Raw genomic sequence first — 18,946 nt, 5'->3', positions numbered from 1 at the left:
TCATGAAACAAGCTGTTATCGTAGACTGCATCCGTACTCCGATGGGCCGCTCAAAGGCTGGCGTATTTCGTAATGTACGTGCAGAAACTCTGTCTGCCGAATTGATGAAAGGTCTGTTGCTGCGTAATCCGCAACTCGACCCAAACCTAATTGAAGACGTGATTTGGGGTTGTGTGCAACAAACCCTAGAGCAAGGCTTCAACATTGCCCGTAATGCTTCACTATTAGCCGGCATTCCAAAGACCGCTGGCGCTGTGACGGTTAACCGCCTATGTGGTTCGTCAATGGATGCTATCCATCAAGCTGCGCGGGCGATTATGACTGGCATGGGCGACACCTTTATTATTGGTGGCGTAGAACACATGGGCCACGTGCCTATGAGCCATGGTGTCGACTTCCACCCAGGTCTTGCTAATAACGTGGCAAAAGCCTCTGGCATGATGGGGTTAACGGCTGAAATGCTGGGTAAATTGCACGGTATTACCCGTGAGCAGCAAGATGCTTTTGCGGTACGTTCTCATCAACGCGCTTATGCAGCCACAGTTGAAGGCCGTTTTGCTAAGGAAATCTATGGCATTGAAGGTCACGATGCTAACGGTGCCTTAATTAAAGTCCTCCAAGACGAAGTGATCCGCCCAGAAACCACAATGGAATCTCTAGCAGCACTGCGTCCGGTATTTGATCCAGTCAACGGTACTGTCACTGCGGGTACTTCTTCTGCACTGTCTGATGGCGCTTCAGCCATGTTGATCATGGAAGAATCTAAAGCGCGCGCACTTGGCTTACCAATTCGTGCACGTATTCGCTCTATGGCGGTTGCGGGTTGTGATGCTGCGATCATGGGTTACGGCCCTGTTCCAGCCACGCAAAAAGCGCTGGCTCGTGCCGGTATCACAGTTGCCGATTTAGATGTGATTGAACTGAACGAAGCGTTTGCAGCTCAGTCTTTACCTTGTGTGAAAGATTTAGGCTTAGCGGATGTGGTTGACGACAAAATCAACCTCAACGGCGGCGCGATTGCACTAGGTCACCCACTGGGTTGTTCAGGTGCGCGTATCTCTACGACGCTGATCAACTTGATGGAAGACAAAGACGCGACCTTAGGTTTAGCGACCATGTGTATTGGTTTAGGCCAAGGTATCGCCACTGTGTTCGAACGTGTTTAATTCGTTAATCGAATAATTATCAAAGCCGGAACTTGTTCCGGTTTTTTTTATGCCAAATATTCTGCCATCGTAAATATTAATATTTCTCATTTCTTCTGCTGTTCATTTGAAAATCAGTCCGTTATCGACTTAACTACAAGGGCATTACTGGCTATTGTGGACGACAACAGGCAAGCAATCATCAGCCAAATCTAGGCAGTGTAGTGCAAGGATGCAATTCGTTGTTTTACCAGAGGAATGCCTGATGCTACAAACGGAACAGACCCTTTTCGAACAAATGCGGATCACTGAGCTGGAGATCGAGTCTCGTAAAGCGCTCTTCTCTTTTACTGGGGGAGATGTAAAGGCCCTGCAATCCTTTAAGCCTATCATCGAAGAAAACATCGATAAAATCGTCGATGACTTTTACGGCTTACAAACCAGTGTGTCAGAAATTGCGCTCTTGATTGGAGACTCAGACACCCTTGCCCGCCTGCGTACCGCACAGAGAAGATATGTGCTTGATTTATTTAATGGTGTTTATGATCTTGAGTACGTAAACAATCGCCTACGGATTGGTTTAGTCCATAAACGCATTGGTGTTGAGCCCAAACTTTACCTGTCTGCGGTACACACACTCAAGGAGTTGATCTATGCAGTGATCAACGGCTCAGTACAAGATGTACGTCAAGCCGAACGTATTCGAGCCGCAATTGATAAACTCGTGCTGTTTGATGTCACGCTAGTATTCGATACTTATATTCGCAGCTTAGTCTCCGAGATTGAGAACGCTAAAGATAAGGCTGAGAAATATGCCCAAAGCATGGAAAGCAAAGTCAAAGAGCGGACCCAGCAGTTAGAAGAACTCTCGCAAACCGATCCCTTAACAGGTTTGCTCAACGTAAGGCACTTACAAGAAACCGCAACTCGCATACTCAGAGCTGCCCAAAGACGCGCCGAGCCTGTATGTGTCATCTACTTAGATGTAGATGATTTTAAATTATTTAATGACACTCAAGGCCATAGATCAGGTGATGAAGTACTTTGTGCTGTCGCAAAAGCGATTAAAGAAACCACTCGTGCTGAAGATCATTGTTTTCGATATGGTGGAGATGAGTTCTGTATCATCATGCCTAATTGTCGTGAGGAACAAGCTCGCGAGAATTTCATCACTCGGTTTAATCAAAAAATAAAACTCAGTCTAAACAATATTTCCTTAAGCTTTGGCATTACAGATACTGGCCCCTATGAATATGAAGAAGCCAATAGCTTAATTCATAAAGCCGATCAAAAAATGTATAGCTACAAACGGGCGTCCAAATTGCAGCAACAAACTATGGCAGCTGCAAATGATTTAGCACCAGAGAATAGTACAGCTGTCATCCATCCAATCTCTCAATCTCAAAGCGCTGCTGATAAAGCCGTTGAGTAATGTTAATTACTATCAGCCATAAGTTTGTTCCACGTGGAACATTTTATCTCTAGCTTTGGTAACGACAAAAAGCACACCAATCAAACCACATCACAAATTGAGACCACCAACTTGGTTTATCATGGGGGCTGGAGTAACATTAGCTAATTCTGCTTAACCGTTCAGTAGAGGTAATATGAACGACGCTTTCTCAACCGCACAGCATAGGCTCGATGCACTTGGCTTACGTTGCCCAGAACCTGTAATGATGGTGCGTAAAACGGTAAGACAAATGGCTGCTGGCGAGACACTGCTGATCATTGCCGATGACCCTGCAACGACACGCGATATTCCAAGCTTCTGTGAGTTTATGGATCACACCCTTATCGCCAGCGAAACGGCTCAGACGCCATACCAATATTTGATCAAAAAAGGACTTTAAGTCGTATCGTTTTAGCGACTTAATCATTAAAAAAGGATGTGAGGAACTATGCCAAAACTGCTGGCAATTGCCTATAAAACTGTAAAGCGCGGCCCAATGAATGAGGTTCTCTGTGCCAATGTCACCCAGTTAAATGGTGTAGAGAAAGATGTATTTGGTCGTCCTGGCAAACGCCAAGTAACTGTGCTTTCCAAACTACAATGGCAACAAGCCTGTCGTGCTATCGAGGCAGAATTGCCTTGGACGACTCGCAGAGCAAATCTGCTCGTTGATGGTCTGGTATTTAGCAGCGCAGATGTTGGTAAACATTTACAGATTGGTGAGTTACTACTTGAAATTACAGGTGAGACCGATCCCTGTAAAAAAATGGAAATTGCACATGTCGGTTTAGAAGCCGCACTCACCCCAGATTGGCGAGGAGGTGTTACATGCAGGGTATTAAATGATGCCATGATCCACCTAGGTGATGAGATAGCAATTTTCTTTCCTCGCTAATCCAATCAGCCTATCTCAGCTAGTTCTCCATACTCCTCTATAAATAGAACCAAATAACTTGGTTCTATTTCTGTTGTCCCAATCCTAATATAAATATCAGCTTTCTAGCTCGAACATCAATTGAAACAGTATTTACGTTTTCCTTCCTATCTATTTATGCGATAACTACACCAAGTATTAACAAAACTTTATCTTGTGATTAATACCGATCATGTAGCCCATAAGAACGATAACAGGAAGTGACATGTTTAACTCTAAACTTACCCCGCTTTATATTGCCCTCACTCTTGGGATGAATACCCTCGCAGTTAACGCCACAGAAACGAAAGAATCGACTTGGAATGTTAACGCTCCAGCGAATGCTCCCTTAGTGCAAGTCAAAGTTGATGTTAATGAAGGCACTTGGATGAACTTAAGTGTCAGTCCAGATGGTAAGCATATCGTCTTCGACTTACTCGGTGACATCTACCAAATTCCAGTAACAGGCGGTGAAGCTAAGCCATTAGCCCAAGGCATAGCTTGGCAGATGCAGCCCGTCTATAGCCCTGATGGCAAGCACATTGCTTTTACGTCCGATGGTGATGGTGGTGATAACATTTGGATTATGGATGCTGATGGTAAAAACCCAAGAACAGTTACCCAAGAAACCTTCAGGCTGCTAAACAGTCCAGCTTGGAGCCCAGACTCCCAGTATCTGGTTGCCCGTAAGCACTTTACCGCCAGTCGTAGTTTGGGTGCGGGCGAAGTGTGGCTATACCACGTTGCGGGTGGTGAAGGCGTTAAATTGACCGAACGTCCTAATGATGAGAAAGATTTAGGTGAACCCGCGTATTCACCCGATGGTCGCTATATCTACTTTAGCCAAGATGACACGCCGGGTAAAACATTCCATTACTCAAAGGATTCGGTCAACGGTATCTACAAAATAAAACGCTACGATACTCAAACTGGTGAGATTGAAGTATTAATCGAAGGCACGGGTGGTGCAATTCGGCCAACGCCGAGCCCAGACGGCACTAAGCTCGCCTATATTAAGCGCGATGATTTTCAGTCATCACTCTACCTACTCGACCTTAAGTCGGGAGAGACGACTAAACTGTTTGGCGAACTTGACCGTGATATGCAAGAGACTTGGGCCATTCATGGCGTCTATCCAACAATGGCATGGACACAAGATAACAAGGATATTTTCTTCTGGGCTAAGGGAAAAATTAATCGTCTGAATGTTGCCAATAAAACACTCACAGATATCCCCTTTAGTGTAAAAACTGAGTTAGCCATACAACCCTCGGTGCGCTTTAAGCAAGATATCGATAAAGACGTTTTCGATGTAAAAATGCTACGTATGGCGCAAGTCTCACCGGATGGTAGCAAAGTCGCCTTCGAAGCACTGGGGAAAATTTGGTTAAAATCCTTACCCGATGGCAGAATGTCGCGCTTAACTGATCTAGACAAAAATATTGCAGAACTTTATCCCCAATGGTCGCGCGATGGTAAAAATATTGTTTTCACCACTTGGAATGACCAAGACCAAGGCACAGTACAAGTGATTAGCGCCAAAGGTGGCAAACCTAAGCAGCTAACATCTGAACCAGGAAAGTATGTCGAACCCACCTTTTCACCCAATGGTGAACTCGTAGTGTATCGTAAAACTCAAGGCGGTAACCTCACACCAAGAACTTGGTCGCAGGAGCCCGGGCTATATAAAGTCGATATTAAAGGTAAACAAAATAGCAAGATCAGTACCGATGGCTATCAAGCTCAATTCGGTGCCAATGCCGATCGCGTCTTTTTTATGAATAGCAGCGAAGATGAAACGCCGCAATTATCATCGATCAACTTAGACGGCTTCGATAAGCGGGTTCATTACAGCAGCAAACATGCAACTGAATTTAGGGTTTCACCCGATGGTGAGCAACTCGCCTTTGCTGAACGCTTTAAAGTTTGGGTAACACCTTTTGCTAAACACGGCGAGACAGTTGAGATTGGCCCCAATGCCAGCAATCTACCTGTAAGCCAATTGAGTGCCCGTGCGGGCGAAAGTATCAGTTGGAACAGTAAAAGCGACCAACTCTATTGGACTCTTGGCCCCGAGTTGTACCAAGCCAAGGTTGACACTCAATATCGCGACAAAGATGAAAAGGCACAACCAAGCATTATCGATTTAGGCTTTACCGAAAAGGCCGATGTTCCACGTGGAACAATCGCCTTCGTCGGCGGTAAAGTGATTACGATGGAAAATGACCAGGTGATTGATAATGGTGTGGTCATAGTCAAAGACAATCATATTGTCGCCGTAGGTGATGCCAATGTTGCGATTCCTAAGGATGCGCAGATCATCGACATCAAAGGCAAATCCATCATGCCAGGACTATTCGATGCCCACGCCCATGGACCGCAAGCAGATGATGAAATTGTGCCACAACAGAACTGGGCGCTGTATTCAGGCTTATCCTTGGGTGTCACCACTATTCACGATCCATCGAATGACACTACAGAAATCTTTGCCGCATCTGAGCAACAAAAAGCAGGCAATATTGTTGGCCCACGAATATTCTCCACCGGCACCATACTCTATGGCGCAAATGCACCGGGTTACACATCGCACATAGACTCATTGGATGATGCCAAATTCCATCTTGAACGTCTAAAAAAAGTCGGGGCGTTTAGCGTAAAAAGCTACAACCAGCCGCGCCGAAATCAGAGGCAGCAAGTTATCGCTGCCGCACGTGAACTTGAAATGATGGTTGTCCCTGAAGGTGGTAGCTTGCTGCAACATAATTTAAGCATGGTCGCCGATGGACATGCTACGATTGAGCACTCACTCCCCGTTGGTTCAATCTATAACGATATCAAACAGTTTTGGAGCCAGACTAAAGTTGGTTACACGCCAACCTTAGTGGTTGCCTATGGTGGTATTTCTGGTGAAAACTTCTGGTATGATAAAACCGATGTGTGGGCACATCCACGCCTATCCATGTATGTGCCAGCCGATATTTTACAAGCAAGATCAATGCGACGCCCCCATGCACCAGAGAGCCACTACAATCATTTCAATGTTGCTAAGGTTGCTAACGAGCTCAATAAGTTAGGGGTTCACCCAAATATTGGCGCCCACGGTCAGCGTGAAGGTTTAGCGGCACATTGGGAAATGTGGATGTTTGCCCAAGGCGGCATGAGCAATATGGAAGTGTTGAAAACGGCCACCATTAATCCAGCGACGACCTTTGGTATGGAGCAGCAACTCGGTTCTATCAAAGAAGGTAAGCTCGCAGACTTGATCGTTATTGATGGTGATCCATTAGCCGACATTCGAGTCACCGACAGAGTCACTCATACTATGGTCAATGGTAAGTTATTTGATGCAGAGACTATGAATGAACTTAATGGGGATAAAGCACAGCGTAAGCCGTTTTTCTTTGAGAAAATCTAAGGGCTACTTTTAAGTCTAAGGAGAATAGCTTTCCTGTTGAGACCGTTTAAGTTTAACAAGATGAGTTCCAGCGAAGCTCAAAAAGCATGTTCCACGTGGAACATGCTTTTTTGTATTTGGATACTCTACAAGAGTTTTCTTTAATATCAGTCAGCTCAACGATTAATGATTCTAGTGGCTATGCTCAGCACAAGAATCGACACAGGCCTGATAAGCAATACACTCGACAAGGTGATCGTTCACCATACCCACCGCCTGCATAAAGGCATAACAAATAGTTGGGCCGACAAAATTGAATCCGAGTTTCTTCAACGCTTTTGACATGGCTTCAGATTCTGGTGTTTGTGCCGGAACCTGCGACATTGCCCTAATTTGATTAACTATGGGCTTACCGCCCACAAAGCTCCATAAAAAAGCAGAGAAATCCTTCCCATCGGCAGTATAGGCTAAATAACCTTTGGCATTCTTGATGATAGAGTTCACCTTCAAGCGATTGCGCACTATACCGGGATTCAACATGAGCTCCTCTACTTTCGCCTCATCGAAAGTAGCAATAATCTCAGGTTCAAAATTAGCAAAGGCCTGTTCATAGTTTTGTTGCTTCTTCAGGATAGTTATCCAAGATAATCCGGCCTGTTGACCATCTAAACACAACTTAGCAAACAGCTCCTTTGGATCATAAACAGGTCGCCCCCACACTTTGTCGTGATACTCACGATACAAGGGATCATCACTTACCCAGCCACAGCGGATCTCTTCCATGGTATATAACCTTATTGTTTTAATTAAGAAGGTAAAAAATAACCTACATAAGCAGATATCTACAAGGTATAATCGAACCCATTTTCTATTCAGGCTGACGGCAGTAGACAAGTAGACATGACGACAAAACACGACGTAAAAACATTTCAGGGTTTCATTCTCACCCTGCAGGAATATTGGGCACAGCAAGGCTGTGCAATTGTTCAACCTTTAGATATGGAAGTCGGCGCGGGTACATTCCACCCACAAACTTTCCTACGTTCTTTAGGGCCTGAACCTATGAGCAGTGCCTATGTGCAGCCATCGCGCCGCCCTACGGATGGTCGTTACGGTGAAAACCCTAACCGTCTGCAGCACTACTACCAATTCCAAGTCGTGTTGAAACCTTCTCCTGACAATATTCAAGAGCTGTATTTAGGCTCACTGCAAGCACTGGGTATTGATACTCAAATCCACGATATCCGCTTTGTGGAAGATAACTGGGAATCACCAACACTAGGTGCTTGGGGCTTAGGCTGGGAAGTTTGGCTTAATGGTATGGAAGTGACTCAGTTTACGTACTTCCAACAGGTTGGCGGCATCGAATGCAGCCCAGTCACAGGTGAAATCACCTATGGCCTAGAGCGTCTGGCCATGTATATCCAAGGCGTAGATAGTGTTTATGATCTCGTATGGACCGATGGTCCACTGGGCCGCATCACCTATGGTGATGTGTTCCATCAAAATGAAGTCGAGCAATCGACCTATAACTTCGAGCACGCCGATGTGGACTTTATGTTCACCCTGTTCGATCAGTGCGAAAAAATGTGTCAGCATTTATTGTCGCTAGAAAAACCTTTACCTCTGCCCGCCTACGAGCAAGTGATGAAAGCCTCACACGCCTTCAACCTGCTCGATGCCCGCCATGCCATTTCAGTTACCGAGCGCCAACGCTACATCTTACGCGTTCGTACTATGGCGAAAGCGGTCGCTGAATCTTATTATCAGGCACGCGAAGCGCTTGGCTTCCCAATGTGTAAGTAGAGGTAAAAACATGAATTTTGAAAACTTACTCATAGAGTTAGGTACGGAAGAATTACCCCCTAAGTCACTGCGTAAACTGGCTGAATCCTTTTTAGCTAACTTTACTGAAGAACTCACCAAAGCCGATTTAGCGTTCAGCTCAGCCGTTTGGTACGCAGCGCCACGTCGTCTGGCAATTAACGTCACTGAACTTGCCCTTGCGCAAGCCGACAAAGTGGTTGAAAAACGCGGCCCAGCAGTGAGTTCAGCATTCGATGCTGAAGGCAAACCGACTAAAGCCGCCGAAGGTTGGGCACGTGGTAATGGTATTACTGTTGAACAAGCCGAACGTTTAGTTACAGATAAAGGCGAATGGTTAGTCCATAACGCCAAAGTTAAAGGCGTCGAAACAAAAAGTTTGATCGCTGCAATGGCTCAACGTGCGCTGGATAAATTGCCCATTCCTAAGCCAATGCGTTGGGGCAATAATAAAACCCAATTTATTCGCCCTGTGCACACAGCGACTATGTTGTTAGGCAATGAGTTGATTGAAGGTGAATTGCTGGGTATCAAATCGGCACGCACTGTTCGCGGTCACCGCTTTATGGGGCTCAAGCAGTTTGAATTAGCACACGCTGATCACTACCTTGCCGACCTAAAAGAAAAAGGCAAAGTCATAGCCGATTACGAAAGCCGTAAAGCATTAATCAAAGCCGATGCCGAAAAAGCCGCCGCTAAGATTGGTGGCACAGCCGATATCGAAGATAGCCTGCTTGAAGAGGTCACCTCTTTGGTTGAATGGCCTGTGGTATTGACCGCTAGCTTCGAAGAAAAATTCTTAAGTGTACCGTCTGAAGCTTTGGTCTATACCATGAAAGGCGACCAAAAATACTTCCCAGTCTTTAATGATGCAGGCAAGTTACTGCCAAACTTTATCTTTGTGGCCAATATCGAATCTAAAGATCCCGCGCAAATTATCTCAGGTAACGAGAAAGTCGTTCGCCCACGTCTTGCCGACGCCGAGTTCTTTTTTAATACCGATAAAAAACACTCGCTGGAATCGCGTTTACCTAGCCTAGAAACCGTCTTGTTCCAACAACAGCTCGGCACCTTAAAAGACAAAGTGAATCGTATTTCTGCCCTAGCCGCCTTTATTGCCGGACAAACTGGCGCGAATGCGGTTGATGCAGCCCGTGCAGGTTTGTTATCTAAAACCGATTTGATGACCAATATGGTGATGGAGTTTACCGACACTCAAGGCACTATGGGCATGCACTACGCCCGCCTCGATGGTGAAACCGAAGCCGTTGCAGTTGCAATGGAAGAGCAATACAAGCCTAAGTTCTCTGGCGATACAGTGCCTAGTGCTGGCGTATCTTGCGCTGTCGCATTAGCAGACAAGCTCGACACCTTAGTCGGTATCTTTGGTATTGGCCAAGCACCAAAAGGCGCAGCCGATCCCTTTGCCCTACGCCGTGCCGCCATCGGTGTGCTGCGTATTATCGTTGAGAACAAACTGCCACTGGATTTAGTAACGCTGATTGCTAAAGCTCAGGAGCTCCACGGCACTCACTTAAGCAACGTCAATGCAAGCGACGAAGTGTTAGAGTTCTTAATGGCTCGCTTCCGCGCTTGGTATCAAGATAAAGGCATTGGTGTTGATGTGATCTTAGCCGTGCTAGCACGTCGCCCAACACGCCCTGCTGATTTTGATAGCCGTATCAATGCGGTATCACACTTTAGAAGCCTAGAAGCTTCTGGCGCACTTGCAGCAGCGAACAAACGTGTATCCAACATTCTGGCTAAGGTTGAAGGCGCTTTACCAACTACTATCGATGCGAGTTTGTTAACCGAAGCCGCAGAGCAAGCATTAGCGGCCAAGTTGAATGAGCTGCAACCACAGTTGGCACCTTTATTTGCCAATGCCGATTACCAACAAGCCTTAACTTTGTTAGCTGGCCTGCGTGAAAGCGTGGATCAGTTCTTCGAAGATGTGATGGTTATGGCGGATGATGAAGCATTGAAAAACAATCGCTTAGCATTGTTGAATAATCTACGCGAGCAGTTCCTGCACGTAGCGGATATCTCATTACTGCAATAATGTGCCGCTAAGCACCAATAAAAAACGCGCTTTTAAGCGCGTTTTTTATTGGCCTGATTTCTTATACCAAACGTATTAAATTACCCAATCAGAACTGCAGCAGCTTTTGATGTAAGCCATCAAATTGGGTCTGTTCCAAGTTAACTTGCTGCAGTAAATTCGCCAGTATCTCAGGGGATAATTGCCCTGCTTGATGCAGCATAGAAATCTCGCTGATCACATTCGCCCGCCATACCACTGCAGCAAGCCCCGCTTGAGGACGCGAGTTCACAGTGGCGAGCCTGTCTAATTCTGTTTCAAAGGTATTAGGTAACTGCCAATGCTTAGCAAGCAATGAACTCAAGGTTAACGATTTGGTCGTCATAACTTGTCTAAATAACCCAGAATTAGGCTGCTCTCCCGGCTCCGCCAGCACAAATGCATCGAGGAGCATTTTAAAAATAGCCAACTTGCCGACATCGTGTAATAGGCCCAATAAAAAAGCTGTATCTTGATCTTCATCGCTTAACTCACTGGCAAGAAAAGCGACCTGCATCGAATGGCGCCAAATTTCAGCCCCAAAACGACGGAAATAAATTGGTTTGATATCTAACATTTCACGCACTAAACAAGTGGTGACAAACTTTCTCAGCTGTTCACGACCAAGCTGTACCAAAGCCTGCTGTAAACTGGTGATATCCCTATCGCTACGTTTAAACGCGGGAGAATTACACAGCTTAAGCACCTCAATACTCAATAAAGGATCTCGCTCGATAAGCGCCAATAGATCCTTAATATCAAATTGTGGGTCGGCCAATTTACGATCTAACTCCAATACCTTTGACGGCAGCTTTAACACTTTTTCGGCGATGACTTGTGGCGACGCTAGGGCCTGCTCTATCTCAGCCATGACTCTACGTTCAAGATTATTCGCTACACCGCCAGTGTCCTTAACCCGTGTCGGAAATAACAAACTATAAAAGAGTGCAGATAAATCAACAGATACCACGCTAATGTCTTCGAGAGATTTAGCTGGCTTTCGCGCAGGTTCAAGCGACTTACCTAAGTCTGTCGTTGAAAAACTTTTGGGTCTCTCAACGGTCGCCGTATCACGAATATTAAAGAGTTTGTTAAAAAGTGATTTAATCAAGAAGCATCAACCTGTCATTATAAATAATTGTTAAAAGTCAGTTAAATATTGCCCATCATAAATCCATTTTGATCAGCTCAAGCCATGTATTAAGACATTGTAGACAGGCTAATACTTAGCTTAAGTGTAACATATTCAATTCATTTCGGACTTCTTCTATCCCACCATTACTGCTTTTACAAAGACAATCTTGGTTACAAGTTGAAACCTCAAAAAACTTACATTTCAACATCATTTAACTGACAATATGCTTACCATTCATAAAGGGATACGTATTTTGTCTCCCTTTAAGTGATTAACAATCTACTCGCGAGCTAACAACGGAAAATTTGATGATCGAGGTAATAAAAGCGGGTGCACTAACCACAGTTCAAGATATCGGACGCATGGGATATCGACATTTAGGCGTAACCCAAGCTGGTGCCTTAGATAGACCTGCACTCTGTTTAGCAAACCGCCTACTCTCAAATCCAGACAATACACCCGTACTGGAATTGACCTTCGGACAATCAATTTTTTTATTTAAACGCGACGCTTGGATTGCCTTAACAGGTGCCGATTTCGATGCCCGCATAGACAATAAACCCATAGTTTGCGGCTGGCGCTACTCCATTAAGGCAGGACAAAAACTCAGTCTTAGAGGGGGGAATAAAGGCATGCGTGCCTATGTTGCGATTGATGGCGGCGTTAAAGTGCCGTTAGTGATGGATTCTGCTGCAACTGATTTAACCTCAGGTATCGGTGGATTTCATGGTCGCGCATTAGAAGCTGGCGATAACCTGACCTTAGGTTCAGCTCATCCACTAAGAAGGCAAGTTGGCGCAATTCAAAAAAGTTGGAATGGGCATATTCGCACACTCGCAACAAAGCATACCCAAGCCTTCTCGTTGAAATCGCAGCAAACATTCTGGCAAACACAGTGGCAACTTTCGGCAGAAAGCAATCGTGCAAGTGCAATACTCAACGGGGAAATATTGACCTTAGCAAAACCATTTCCCGTTCAATCCCATACAGTCAAGCCCGGAGTCATTCAAGTGTCAGCTTCAGGGCAACCTTTAGTGTTACTTGCCGATGCTAAGACCACCAGCAATCATCCTCAAATAGCCGTGATTATTGAAGCCGATCTGTGGAAACTCGCGCAAACTCGCCCAGGGCAAACAGTTAAATTCGAATTAGTCGACGATGAACAAGCCGCAACGGCGCAAGCGGAATGGCATGACTACTTCTACCGACTACAACGTAGCCTAGGTTAACGAACCACTGCATAATCAAATCTACAAAATATCACCCCGTATCCCTACTAACGCCCATATCGGTTTAATTCAAATAACACACGATACTCGCGCTAATTCGCACTTAGGTTCGGTGTAACTTGCTGGCTATAAAACAGCGCCACATCTTGTAATTTCTCAGAGCTTAACGCGCTGACTTGTGATTGCATCAAAGGATCGAGTCGTAAACCGGTTTTAAAATCGACGAGCTGTTTATTAAGATAAGCTAATTTTTGTCCCTTTAAGTTTGGGAATTGCTTGGCCATAGCGATCACCGCATTGCCATGGCATGACTCACACTGTGCCGTAGCCAATGCCTGACCTCGCTCTATATCTGCTTGATAAACCTCTCCATTAACCTCTGTAGATAAGCCACATAGCGCAATTAAACTTATGATAATCGCTTTCATTTTGGCTCCTTAGGGAAAGGTTTAACTAGCACAGGCTGCAGGCTCGGTTCTAAAGGTAGACGTCTGAAGATCGTCATATCCATTTCAGCCTGCCCATAATGAGTGCTTAGATAACTCAAGGTGGGCTCCCAAGTATCCGACAAGTCCCATAAACCCTGAGTGTCTATCATCCACTGCAAAGTCTCTTTCCAAAAGGCTTTATCGCCGTGGTTTTGCACGACTATCATACTGGTATGGCAGGCATTACATTGATAGTTCACTAACTCCCAGCCAGGAGCCATGATCAAACCCGATTTAGGGTCCACTGGATACTCAGCGGCTAGCGAAATACTGGATGCCACTAGCCCAAGCAATATCAGTTTATTAATATGCGACTTCATCACACCACCCTAACGGCAATACGGTGGCAGCCGTTAAACATATATCCCTTAGGATTCCATTGCGGTTGTACGACAGGCTGACTATCACCTTCACTATCGGTCGCTTTGGCCCAGATTTCATAATAACCCTGCGACGGTAATTGCAATTCAATCTTCCATTGCTGCCATGCTGTTATGTTTTTAGGTTTTTCTAATTCAGCGGCAAACCAACGAGTGCCATAATCGTAACTGACTTCCAGCTTAACCACTTCCCGCAATCCCGCCCAAGCATGACCTGCGATAGCCATCTTTTGACCTACAGCTAATTCGGTTCCAGATTGAGGTTGAGTGATCAATGACTTCACTATCATTTCTTCAATGATTTTATAGTCTTTATCATCAACAGACTCACCTGGCGCTATCGGATATTTAGGGAGTTGATACGCTGGTGCTTCCATTTTATGTCCATCATGAACTTTATTACGCACACTGATCCCCGTCGCCGCTTTTTGCGAAACGGATCCTGGCCGTCCACCAAACACAATACGTAAGGGATATCCATGTAGATAAGGAATGTCCTCACCATTCATCGACCATGCAATAAGCCCAAGCTCTTCGAGCGCCGCCTTTATTGGTACGCCGCGTGAAATCGCCTCACCTTTCCCGCTCAAATGCCGATCAACACCGTGATGGCCTGTGTAAACGGCATCAGCTTTAATACCGCAATCCTTAAGCACATCACTCACTAAGACACCTGTCCACTCAGAACAAAATACGCCGGCATTATTCCACTGATTACCCTTAGTACTAGGAAAAAAGCCAGAGCGACTATTACCGCCACATTCAATCAGCAACTGCAATGTGTAATGCTTAAAGCGACGCTTAAGTTCATCAATTGTGTAGGTTTTTGGGGTGATTACAGACTCACCATCCACTTGAAAAGTCCAAGTTTTAGCATCTAACGCCTTAAAGTCAGGCACTATGCCATTCCAACGGATAAACGAGGCATCTGCAGGCGTCACGGCAGGAGCGAGCTTATGCTCCGGTGGAAACGCATTCAGTGGATGAGTGTTTAACACTTTGAAATAACTCGGCAAGTCCTCACCCTTAGTCCAAGTTAATGCTGATATATCCAGAGGAATGACCTCTGCGGGAAGCTGATCGGCAAATACCCACTTAACGGGTAAGGCAGATAAAACAGAAGTCGCTACCGCACCTTTAATAAAAACCCGACGATTAAGATCCATGTTATTTATCCTTTCCGAGGTAAAAGTAATCCGCCATCAGCTGCATATCAGTCTCAGTCAAGAGTTGGGCGACTTTAGTCATAGTGGGATCTTGGCGATTCCCCGCCTTAAAGGCTCGCAGTTGCTTCAATAGGTATTCTGAGTTTTGCCATCCGATATTAGGAATATGCTCAAAACGACTCACACCGGACTCGCCATGACAGGCCTTACACATATTCAATAACTTATTTGCCTCATCGGCGTTTGCCACCGCCGATAGCATAAAAATCAGTGCACTTACGGGGTAAATCACTCGCTGCCACATCCATTTATCTCGCCAATTAGCCTTTATCTCGACAGAATCCATCGAACAAAGTAATTAAGATATGGTTAAATTATCTCAATGCTGTGGGTTGTTTAAATTCAATAAAAGTGACTCGTAAGCTCAAGAGAAATGACGCGTATTAGCGGATGTAGAAAGGGTAAAATATTCATTAGTCATAGGTGAAATGAGTCCATATAGTAGCTTTGCAGAAACACTGCATTTCACTCAAGGACAAACAATGGATCTTTATATTGGCAATAAAAATTACTCGAGCTGGTCACTGCGAGCTTGGTTAATGGCCGCAAAATCTGGCGTGCAGTTCAACGAAGTATTACTGCAACTCGATACCGACAGCTTCTATCAGCAACTCAAAGCCATTTCCCCGACTTTAAAAGTACCGACATTAGTCGATGGTGACATTACAGTATGGGATTCACTATCAATTTGTGAATACCTCAATGACACCTATCTTGCAGGTAGCGCATGGCCGCAAGATCCTAAACAAAAAGCCAAGGCTAGATCGATTGCCAGTGAAATGCATTCAGGCTTTAATGCCGTGCGTAACGCCCTACCAATGAACATACGCGCGAGGCGCTATGTTGAGCTCACTGATGCGGTCCGCAAAGACATTGAGCGCATCGATGCGATTTGGTCTGCACAGATGGCCGAGTTTGCCCCATCAAATTCCGAAGGTACTTGGTTATTTGGCCAATGGTCGATTGCCGACATGATGTTTGCCCCTGTGGTTATGCGTTTTCTTACCTACGATATTGAAGTCTCGCAGGCAAGCCGTGCCTATATGCAGCATGTGATCAGCTGTCCGGAAATGCAGGCGTGGATTAATGCGGCTAAAGCAGAGACTGAAATTGTTGCAGCGGATGAAGCGGGTACTAATCGATAAAGAGATAAATCATAGAGATAAAAAAGGGAAAGCCTTGGCTTTCCCTTAATCATTCAAGTACTAACGCGTGTCACTTAACACGCATTACACGTCTAATATTATACATCTAGCATTAAACGTCTAAGTTAGCCACGTTCAATGCGTTCGCTTCGATGAACTCACGACGAGGTTCAACTTGATCACCCATCAAACAAGTGAACAACTGATCGGCACCCACGGCATCATCAATCGTGACTTGCAACATACGGCGTGATTCAGGATCCATTGTAGTTTCCCACAATTGCTCAGGGTTCATCTCACCCAATCCTTTATAACGTTGAATGTATAAGCCGCGTTTGGCTTCAGAAATCGTCCAATCTAGCGCTTCGAGGAAGCTGCCGACTTCTTTAACACGATCGCCGCGTTGGACATAGCCGCCTTCTTCAATCATGCCATCTAACGCCGCACCTAACTTACCGATACGTTGATAATCGCTTGATTGGAAGAAGTCATAAGTAAACAGATAGTTAGTATCGATACCGTGCTTACGAATGGTGATCTTAGGCAGATACACTTTACGCTCAGGATCGAGAATCGGCTCAGCAGAATACAGTACACCGCTGTTTTCCATTTCCACCAGCTCATGGATAAAGGCATCGATCCACTCTTTCATCTTGCCTTCATCGGCCAACATCTCGTTGGTGATCATTGGGTGGTAAAGCATACGGTTAGTAATGTGCGTTGGATAGCGCTGTTCTAAACGAGCAACAATGGCTTCCACTTCACGATACTGAGTCACTAAACGCTCTAACGGCTCACCTGACATACCAATCGCACCTTGCGTTGGATACACAACAGTGCCATCCAATGCTTGAGTCGTGAGGTATTGAGTCAATGCTGGCTCATCTTTCAAATACTGTTCTTGCTTGCCCTTTTTCACTTTAAATAGTGGTGGCTGAGCAATATACACATAACCACGTTCAATCAATTCAGGCATTTGACGGAAGAAGAAGGTCAACAGCAAGGTACGAATGTGCGAGCCGTCGACGTCAGCATCCGTCATGATGATGATGTTGTGATAACGAGTTTTATCTGGGTTATATTCGTCGCGACCAATACCACAGCCGAGCGCCGTGATCAGTGTGGCCACTTCTTGAGAAGACAACATCTTATCGAAGCGTGCTTTCTCAACGTTTAGAATTTTACCTTTCAGTGGCAGAATAGCTTGGTTCTTACGGTTACGTCCCTGCTTAGCGCTACCGCCAGCAGAGTCACCTTCCACTATGTAAATTTCTGAAAGACCGGGATCTTTTTCTTGGCAATCGGCCAGCTTACCTGGCAAACCACCTAAATCGAGTGCGCCTTTACGACGGGTCATTTCACGGGCTTTACGCGCCGCTTCACGGGCACGGGCCGCATCGACAATCTTACCAACAATCAACTTAGCATCGGCTGGGTTTTCCAGCAGATAATCGTTCAGCTTCTCACCCATGGTTTGTTCAACCGCGGTTTTCACTTCACTAGAAACCAGTTTATCTTTGGTTTGCGAGCTGAACTTAGGATCAGGCACTTTAACAGAGATAACGGCAGTCAAACCTTCACGGGCATCGTCGCCAGTCGCGCTAGTTTTGCCTTTCTTGTTATAGCCTTCGTTTTCCATGTAGCTGTTGAGGTTACGTGTCAACGCACTACGGAAACCGACTAAGTGAGTACCACCATCACGCTGTGGGATGTTGTTGGTAAAACAGAAAATATTTTCCTGATAACCGTCATTCCACTGCATAGCCACTTCAACGGTAATGCCATCTTCACGCTCTTGCATAAAGTGGAATACATCTTTGTTGACTGGCGTTTTATTACGGTTCAGGTAATCGACGAATGCGCTAATACCACCTTCGTATTTAAAGAATTCATTTTTATTGTCACGTTCATCAACCAGACGGATACCCACGCCTGAGTTAAGGAAAGACAGTTCACGCACACGCTTTGCCAGAATTTCAAAGTGAAACTCAACATCGCTGAAGGTATCTTCACTTGGCCAAAAACGGATTTCAGTACCGGTTTTGGTTGCATCACCAATCTCTTTGATCGGCGCATCAGGCACACCGTGAGTATAAAACTGCTCGTATACTTTGCCAGCACGACGAATGGTCATTTGCAGCTTTTTAGATAAAGCGTTTACAACCGATACACCCACGCCGTGGAGACCGCCAGACACTTTATAGGAGTTATCGTCGAACTTACCGCCGGCATGCAATACCGTCATAATAACTTCTGCCGCCGATACGCCTTCTTCCTCATGGATAGAGACCGGGATACCACGGCCGTCATCCTTAACAGAAACCGAACCATCTACATGGATAGTAATCGTAATATCGCTACAGTGGCCGGCTAAGGCTTCATCGATAGAGTTATCGACTACTTCGAACACCATATGATGTAGACCCGTACCGTCGTCGGTGTCACCAATATACATCCCAGGTCTCTTACGTACTGCATCAAGGCCCTTAAGGACCTTAATACTCGAAGAATCGTAACTATTCTCTGACATATTA

Annotated in this window: 16 protein-coding genes; 9 read left to right on the top strand and 7 right to left on the bottom strand. The window is 45.4% G+C overall.

The features are described 5' to 3' along the window. Positions 1–2 precede the first annotated feature (2 nt). The 5 genes from fadA (at position 3) to KO537_RS21345 (ending at position 6,926) form a co-directional block, all read left to right on the top strand. Positions 3–1,166, top strand: a complete 1,164-nt coding sequence (gene fadA / locus KO537_RS21365; protein WP_006083808.1) for an acetyl-CoA C-acyltransferase FadA — start codon at positions 3–5, stop codon at positions 1,164–1,166. A 244-nt stretch (positions 1,167–1,410) separates the two neighbouring features. Continuing rightward, the gene (locus KO537_RS21360) at positions 1,411–2,577 is read left to right on the top strand and encodes a diguanylate cyclase (RefSeq protein ID WP_105250818.1); all 1,167 of its coding nucleotides are present in this window, start codon (positions 1,411–1,413) and stop codon (positions 2,575–2,577) included. 175 nt (positions 2,578–2,752) lie between these two features. After that, positions 2,753–2,998, top strand: a complete 246-nt coding sequence (tusA, locus tag KO537_RS21355) for a sulfurtransferase TusA (RefSeq protein WP_105250817.1) — start codon at positions 2,753–2,755, stop codon at positions 2,996–2,998. Between the two features lie 48 nt (positions 2,999–3,046). Next, positions 3,047–3,493 carry an MOSC domain-containing protein gene (locus KO537_RS21350; protein WP_113941403.1) on the top strand — a complete coding sequence of 149 codons (447 nt, stop codon included), beginning with the start codon at positions 3,047–3,049 and terminating at the stop codon, positions 3,491–3,493. A gap of 244 nt (positions 3,494–3,737) precedes the next feature. Continuing rightward, positions 3,738–6,926, top strand: coding sequence for an amidohydrolase family protein (locus tag KO537_RS21345; RefSeq protein WP_219235736.1), 3,189 nt, complete (start codon positions 3,738–3,740; stop codon positions 6,924–6,926). A gap of 171 nt (positions 6,927–7,097) precedes the next feature. Here KO537_RS21345 and KO537_RS21340 read toward each other — a convergent pair whose 3' ends face one another. Continuing rightward, on the bottom strand, positions 7,098–7,688 hold the full coding sequence (locus KO537_RS21340; protein WP_168827609.1) for a DNA-3-methyladenine glycosylase I: 591 nt from the start codon (positions 7,686–7,688) through the stop codon (positions 7,098–7,100). A gap of 117 nt (positions 7,689–7,805) precedes the next feature. Here KO537_RS21340 and glyQ point away from each other — a divergent pair, with 117 nt between their 5' ends. Both glyQ and glyS read left to right on the top strand, forming a co-directional pair. Then, positions 7,806–8,711 (top strand): glycine--tRNA ligase subunit alpha, encoded by a 906-nt coding sequence (gene glyQ / locus KO537_RS21335; RefSeq protein ID WP_219235734.1) that lies wholly within the window; start codon positions 7,806–7,808, stop codon positions 8,709–8,711. A gap of 10 nt (positions 8,712–8,721) precedes the next feature. After that, positions 8,722–10,791: a glycine--tRNA ligase subunit beta gene (gene glyS / locus KO537_RS21330; protein ID WP_219235732.1), complete on the top strand. Its 2,070-nt coding sequence runs from the start codon at positions 8,722–8,724 to the stop codon at positions 10,789–10,791. An 88-nt stretch (positions 10,792–10,879) separates the two neighbouring features. On the opposite strand, the gene KO537_RS21325 is transcribed toward glyS, so the two are convergent. Beyond that, on the bottom strand, positions 10,880–11,920 hold the full coding sequence (locus KO537_RS21325; protein ID WP_219235730.1) for an HDOD domain-containing protein: 1,041 nt from the start codon (positions 11,918–11,920) through the stop codon (positions 10,880–10,882). Between the two features lie 332 nt (positions 11,921–12,252). Here KO537_RS21325 and KO537_RS21320 point away from each other — a divergent pair, with 332 nt between their 5' ends. Further along, a complete protein-coding gene (locus KO537_RS21320; RefSeq protein ID WP_219235728.1) occupies positions 12,253–13,173 on the top strand; it encodes a biotin-dependent carboxyltransferase family protein in 921 nt (306 codons plus the stop codon). A 92-nt stretch (positions 13,174–13,265) separates the two neighbouring features. Here KO537_RS21320 and KO537_RS21315 read toward each other — a convergent pair whose 3' ends face one another. The 4 genes from KO537_RS21315 to KO537_RS21300 are packed head-to-tail and all read right to left on the bottom strand — an operon-like array spanning position 13,266 to position 15,511. Then, on the bottom strand, positions 13,266–13,601 hold the full coding sequence (locus tag KO537_RS21315; RefSeq protein ID WP_219235726.1) for a c-type cytochrome: 336 nt from the start codon (positions 13,599–13,601) through the stop codon (positions 13,266–13,268). Then, positions 13,598–13,981 carry a cytochrome C gene (locus tag KO537_RS21310; RefSeq protein ID WP_105250809.1) on the bottom strand — a complete coding sequence of 128 codons (384 nt, stop codon included), beginning with the start codon at positions 13,979–13,981 and terminating at the stop codon, positions 13,598–13,600. The genes KO537_RS21315 and KO537_RS21310 overlap by 4 nt, the downstream gene beginning before the upstream one ends. Then, a complete protein-coding gene (locus tag KO537_RS21305; protein ID WP_219235723.1) occupies positions 13,981–15,207 on the bottom strand; it encodes a sulfite oxidase in 1,227 nt (408 codons plus the stop codon). The genes KO537_RS21310 and KO537_RS21305 overlap by 1 nt, the downstream gene beginning before the upstream one ends. A 1-nt stretch (position 15,208) precedes the next feature. Continuing rightward, positions 15,209–15,511 carry a cytochrome C gene (locus KO537_RS21300; RefSeq protein ID WP_219235722.1) on the bottom strand — a complete coding sequence of 101 codons (303 nt, stop codon included), beginning with the start codon at positions 15,509–15,511 and terminating at the stop codon, positions 15,209–15,211. Positions 15,512–15,749: 238 nt separating this feature from the next. Here KO537_RS21300 and KO537_RS21295 point away from each other — a divergent pair, with 238 nt between their 5' ends. After that, on the top strand, positions 15,750–16,412 hold the full coding sequence (locus tag KO537_RS21295; RefSeq protein ID WP_219235720.1) for a glutathione S-transferase family protein: 663 nt from the start codon (positions 15,750–15,752) through the stop codon (positions 16,410–16,412). Positions 16,413–16,524: 112 nt separating this feature from the next. On the opposite strand, the gene gyrB is transcribed toward KO537_RS21295, so the two are convergent. Further along, positions 16,525–18,942, bottom strand: a complete 2,418-nt coding sequence (gene gyrB / locus KO537_RS21290; RefSeq protein ID WP_113941413.1) for a DNA topoisomerase (ATP-hydrolyzing) subunit B — start codon at positions 18,940–18,942, stop codon at positions 16,525–16,527. Positions 18,943–18,946 lie beyond the last annotated feature (4 nt).

The sequence above is a fragment of the Shewanella sp. NKUCC01_JLK genome, assembly GCF_019345615.1.
Lineage (GTDB): Bacteria > Pseudomonadota > Gammaproteobacteria > Enterobacterales > Shewanellaceae > Shewanella > Shewanella oncorhynchi.
Note: the sequence above shows the minus strand (reverse complement) of the source record. Positions and strands in the feature narration are given on the sequence as shown.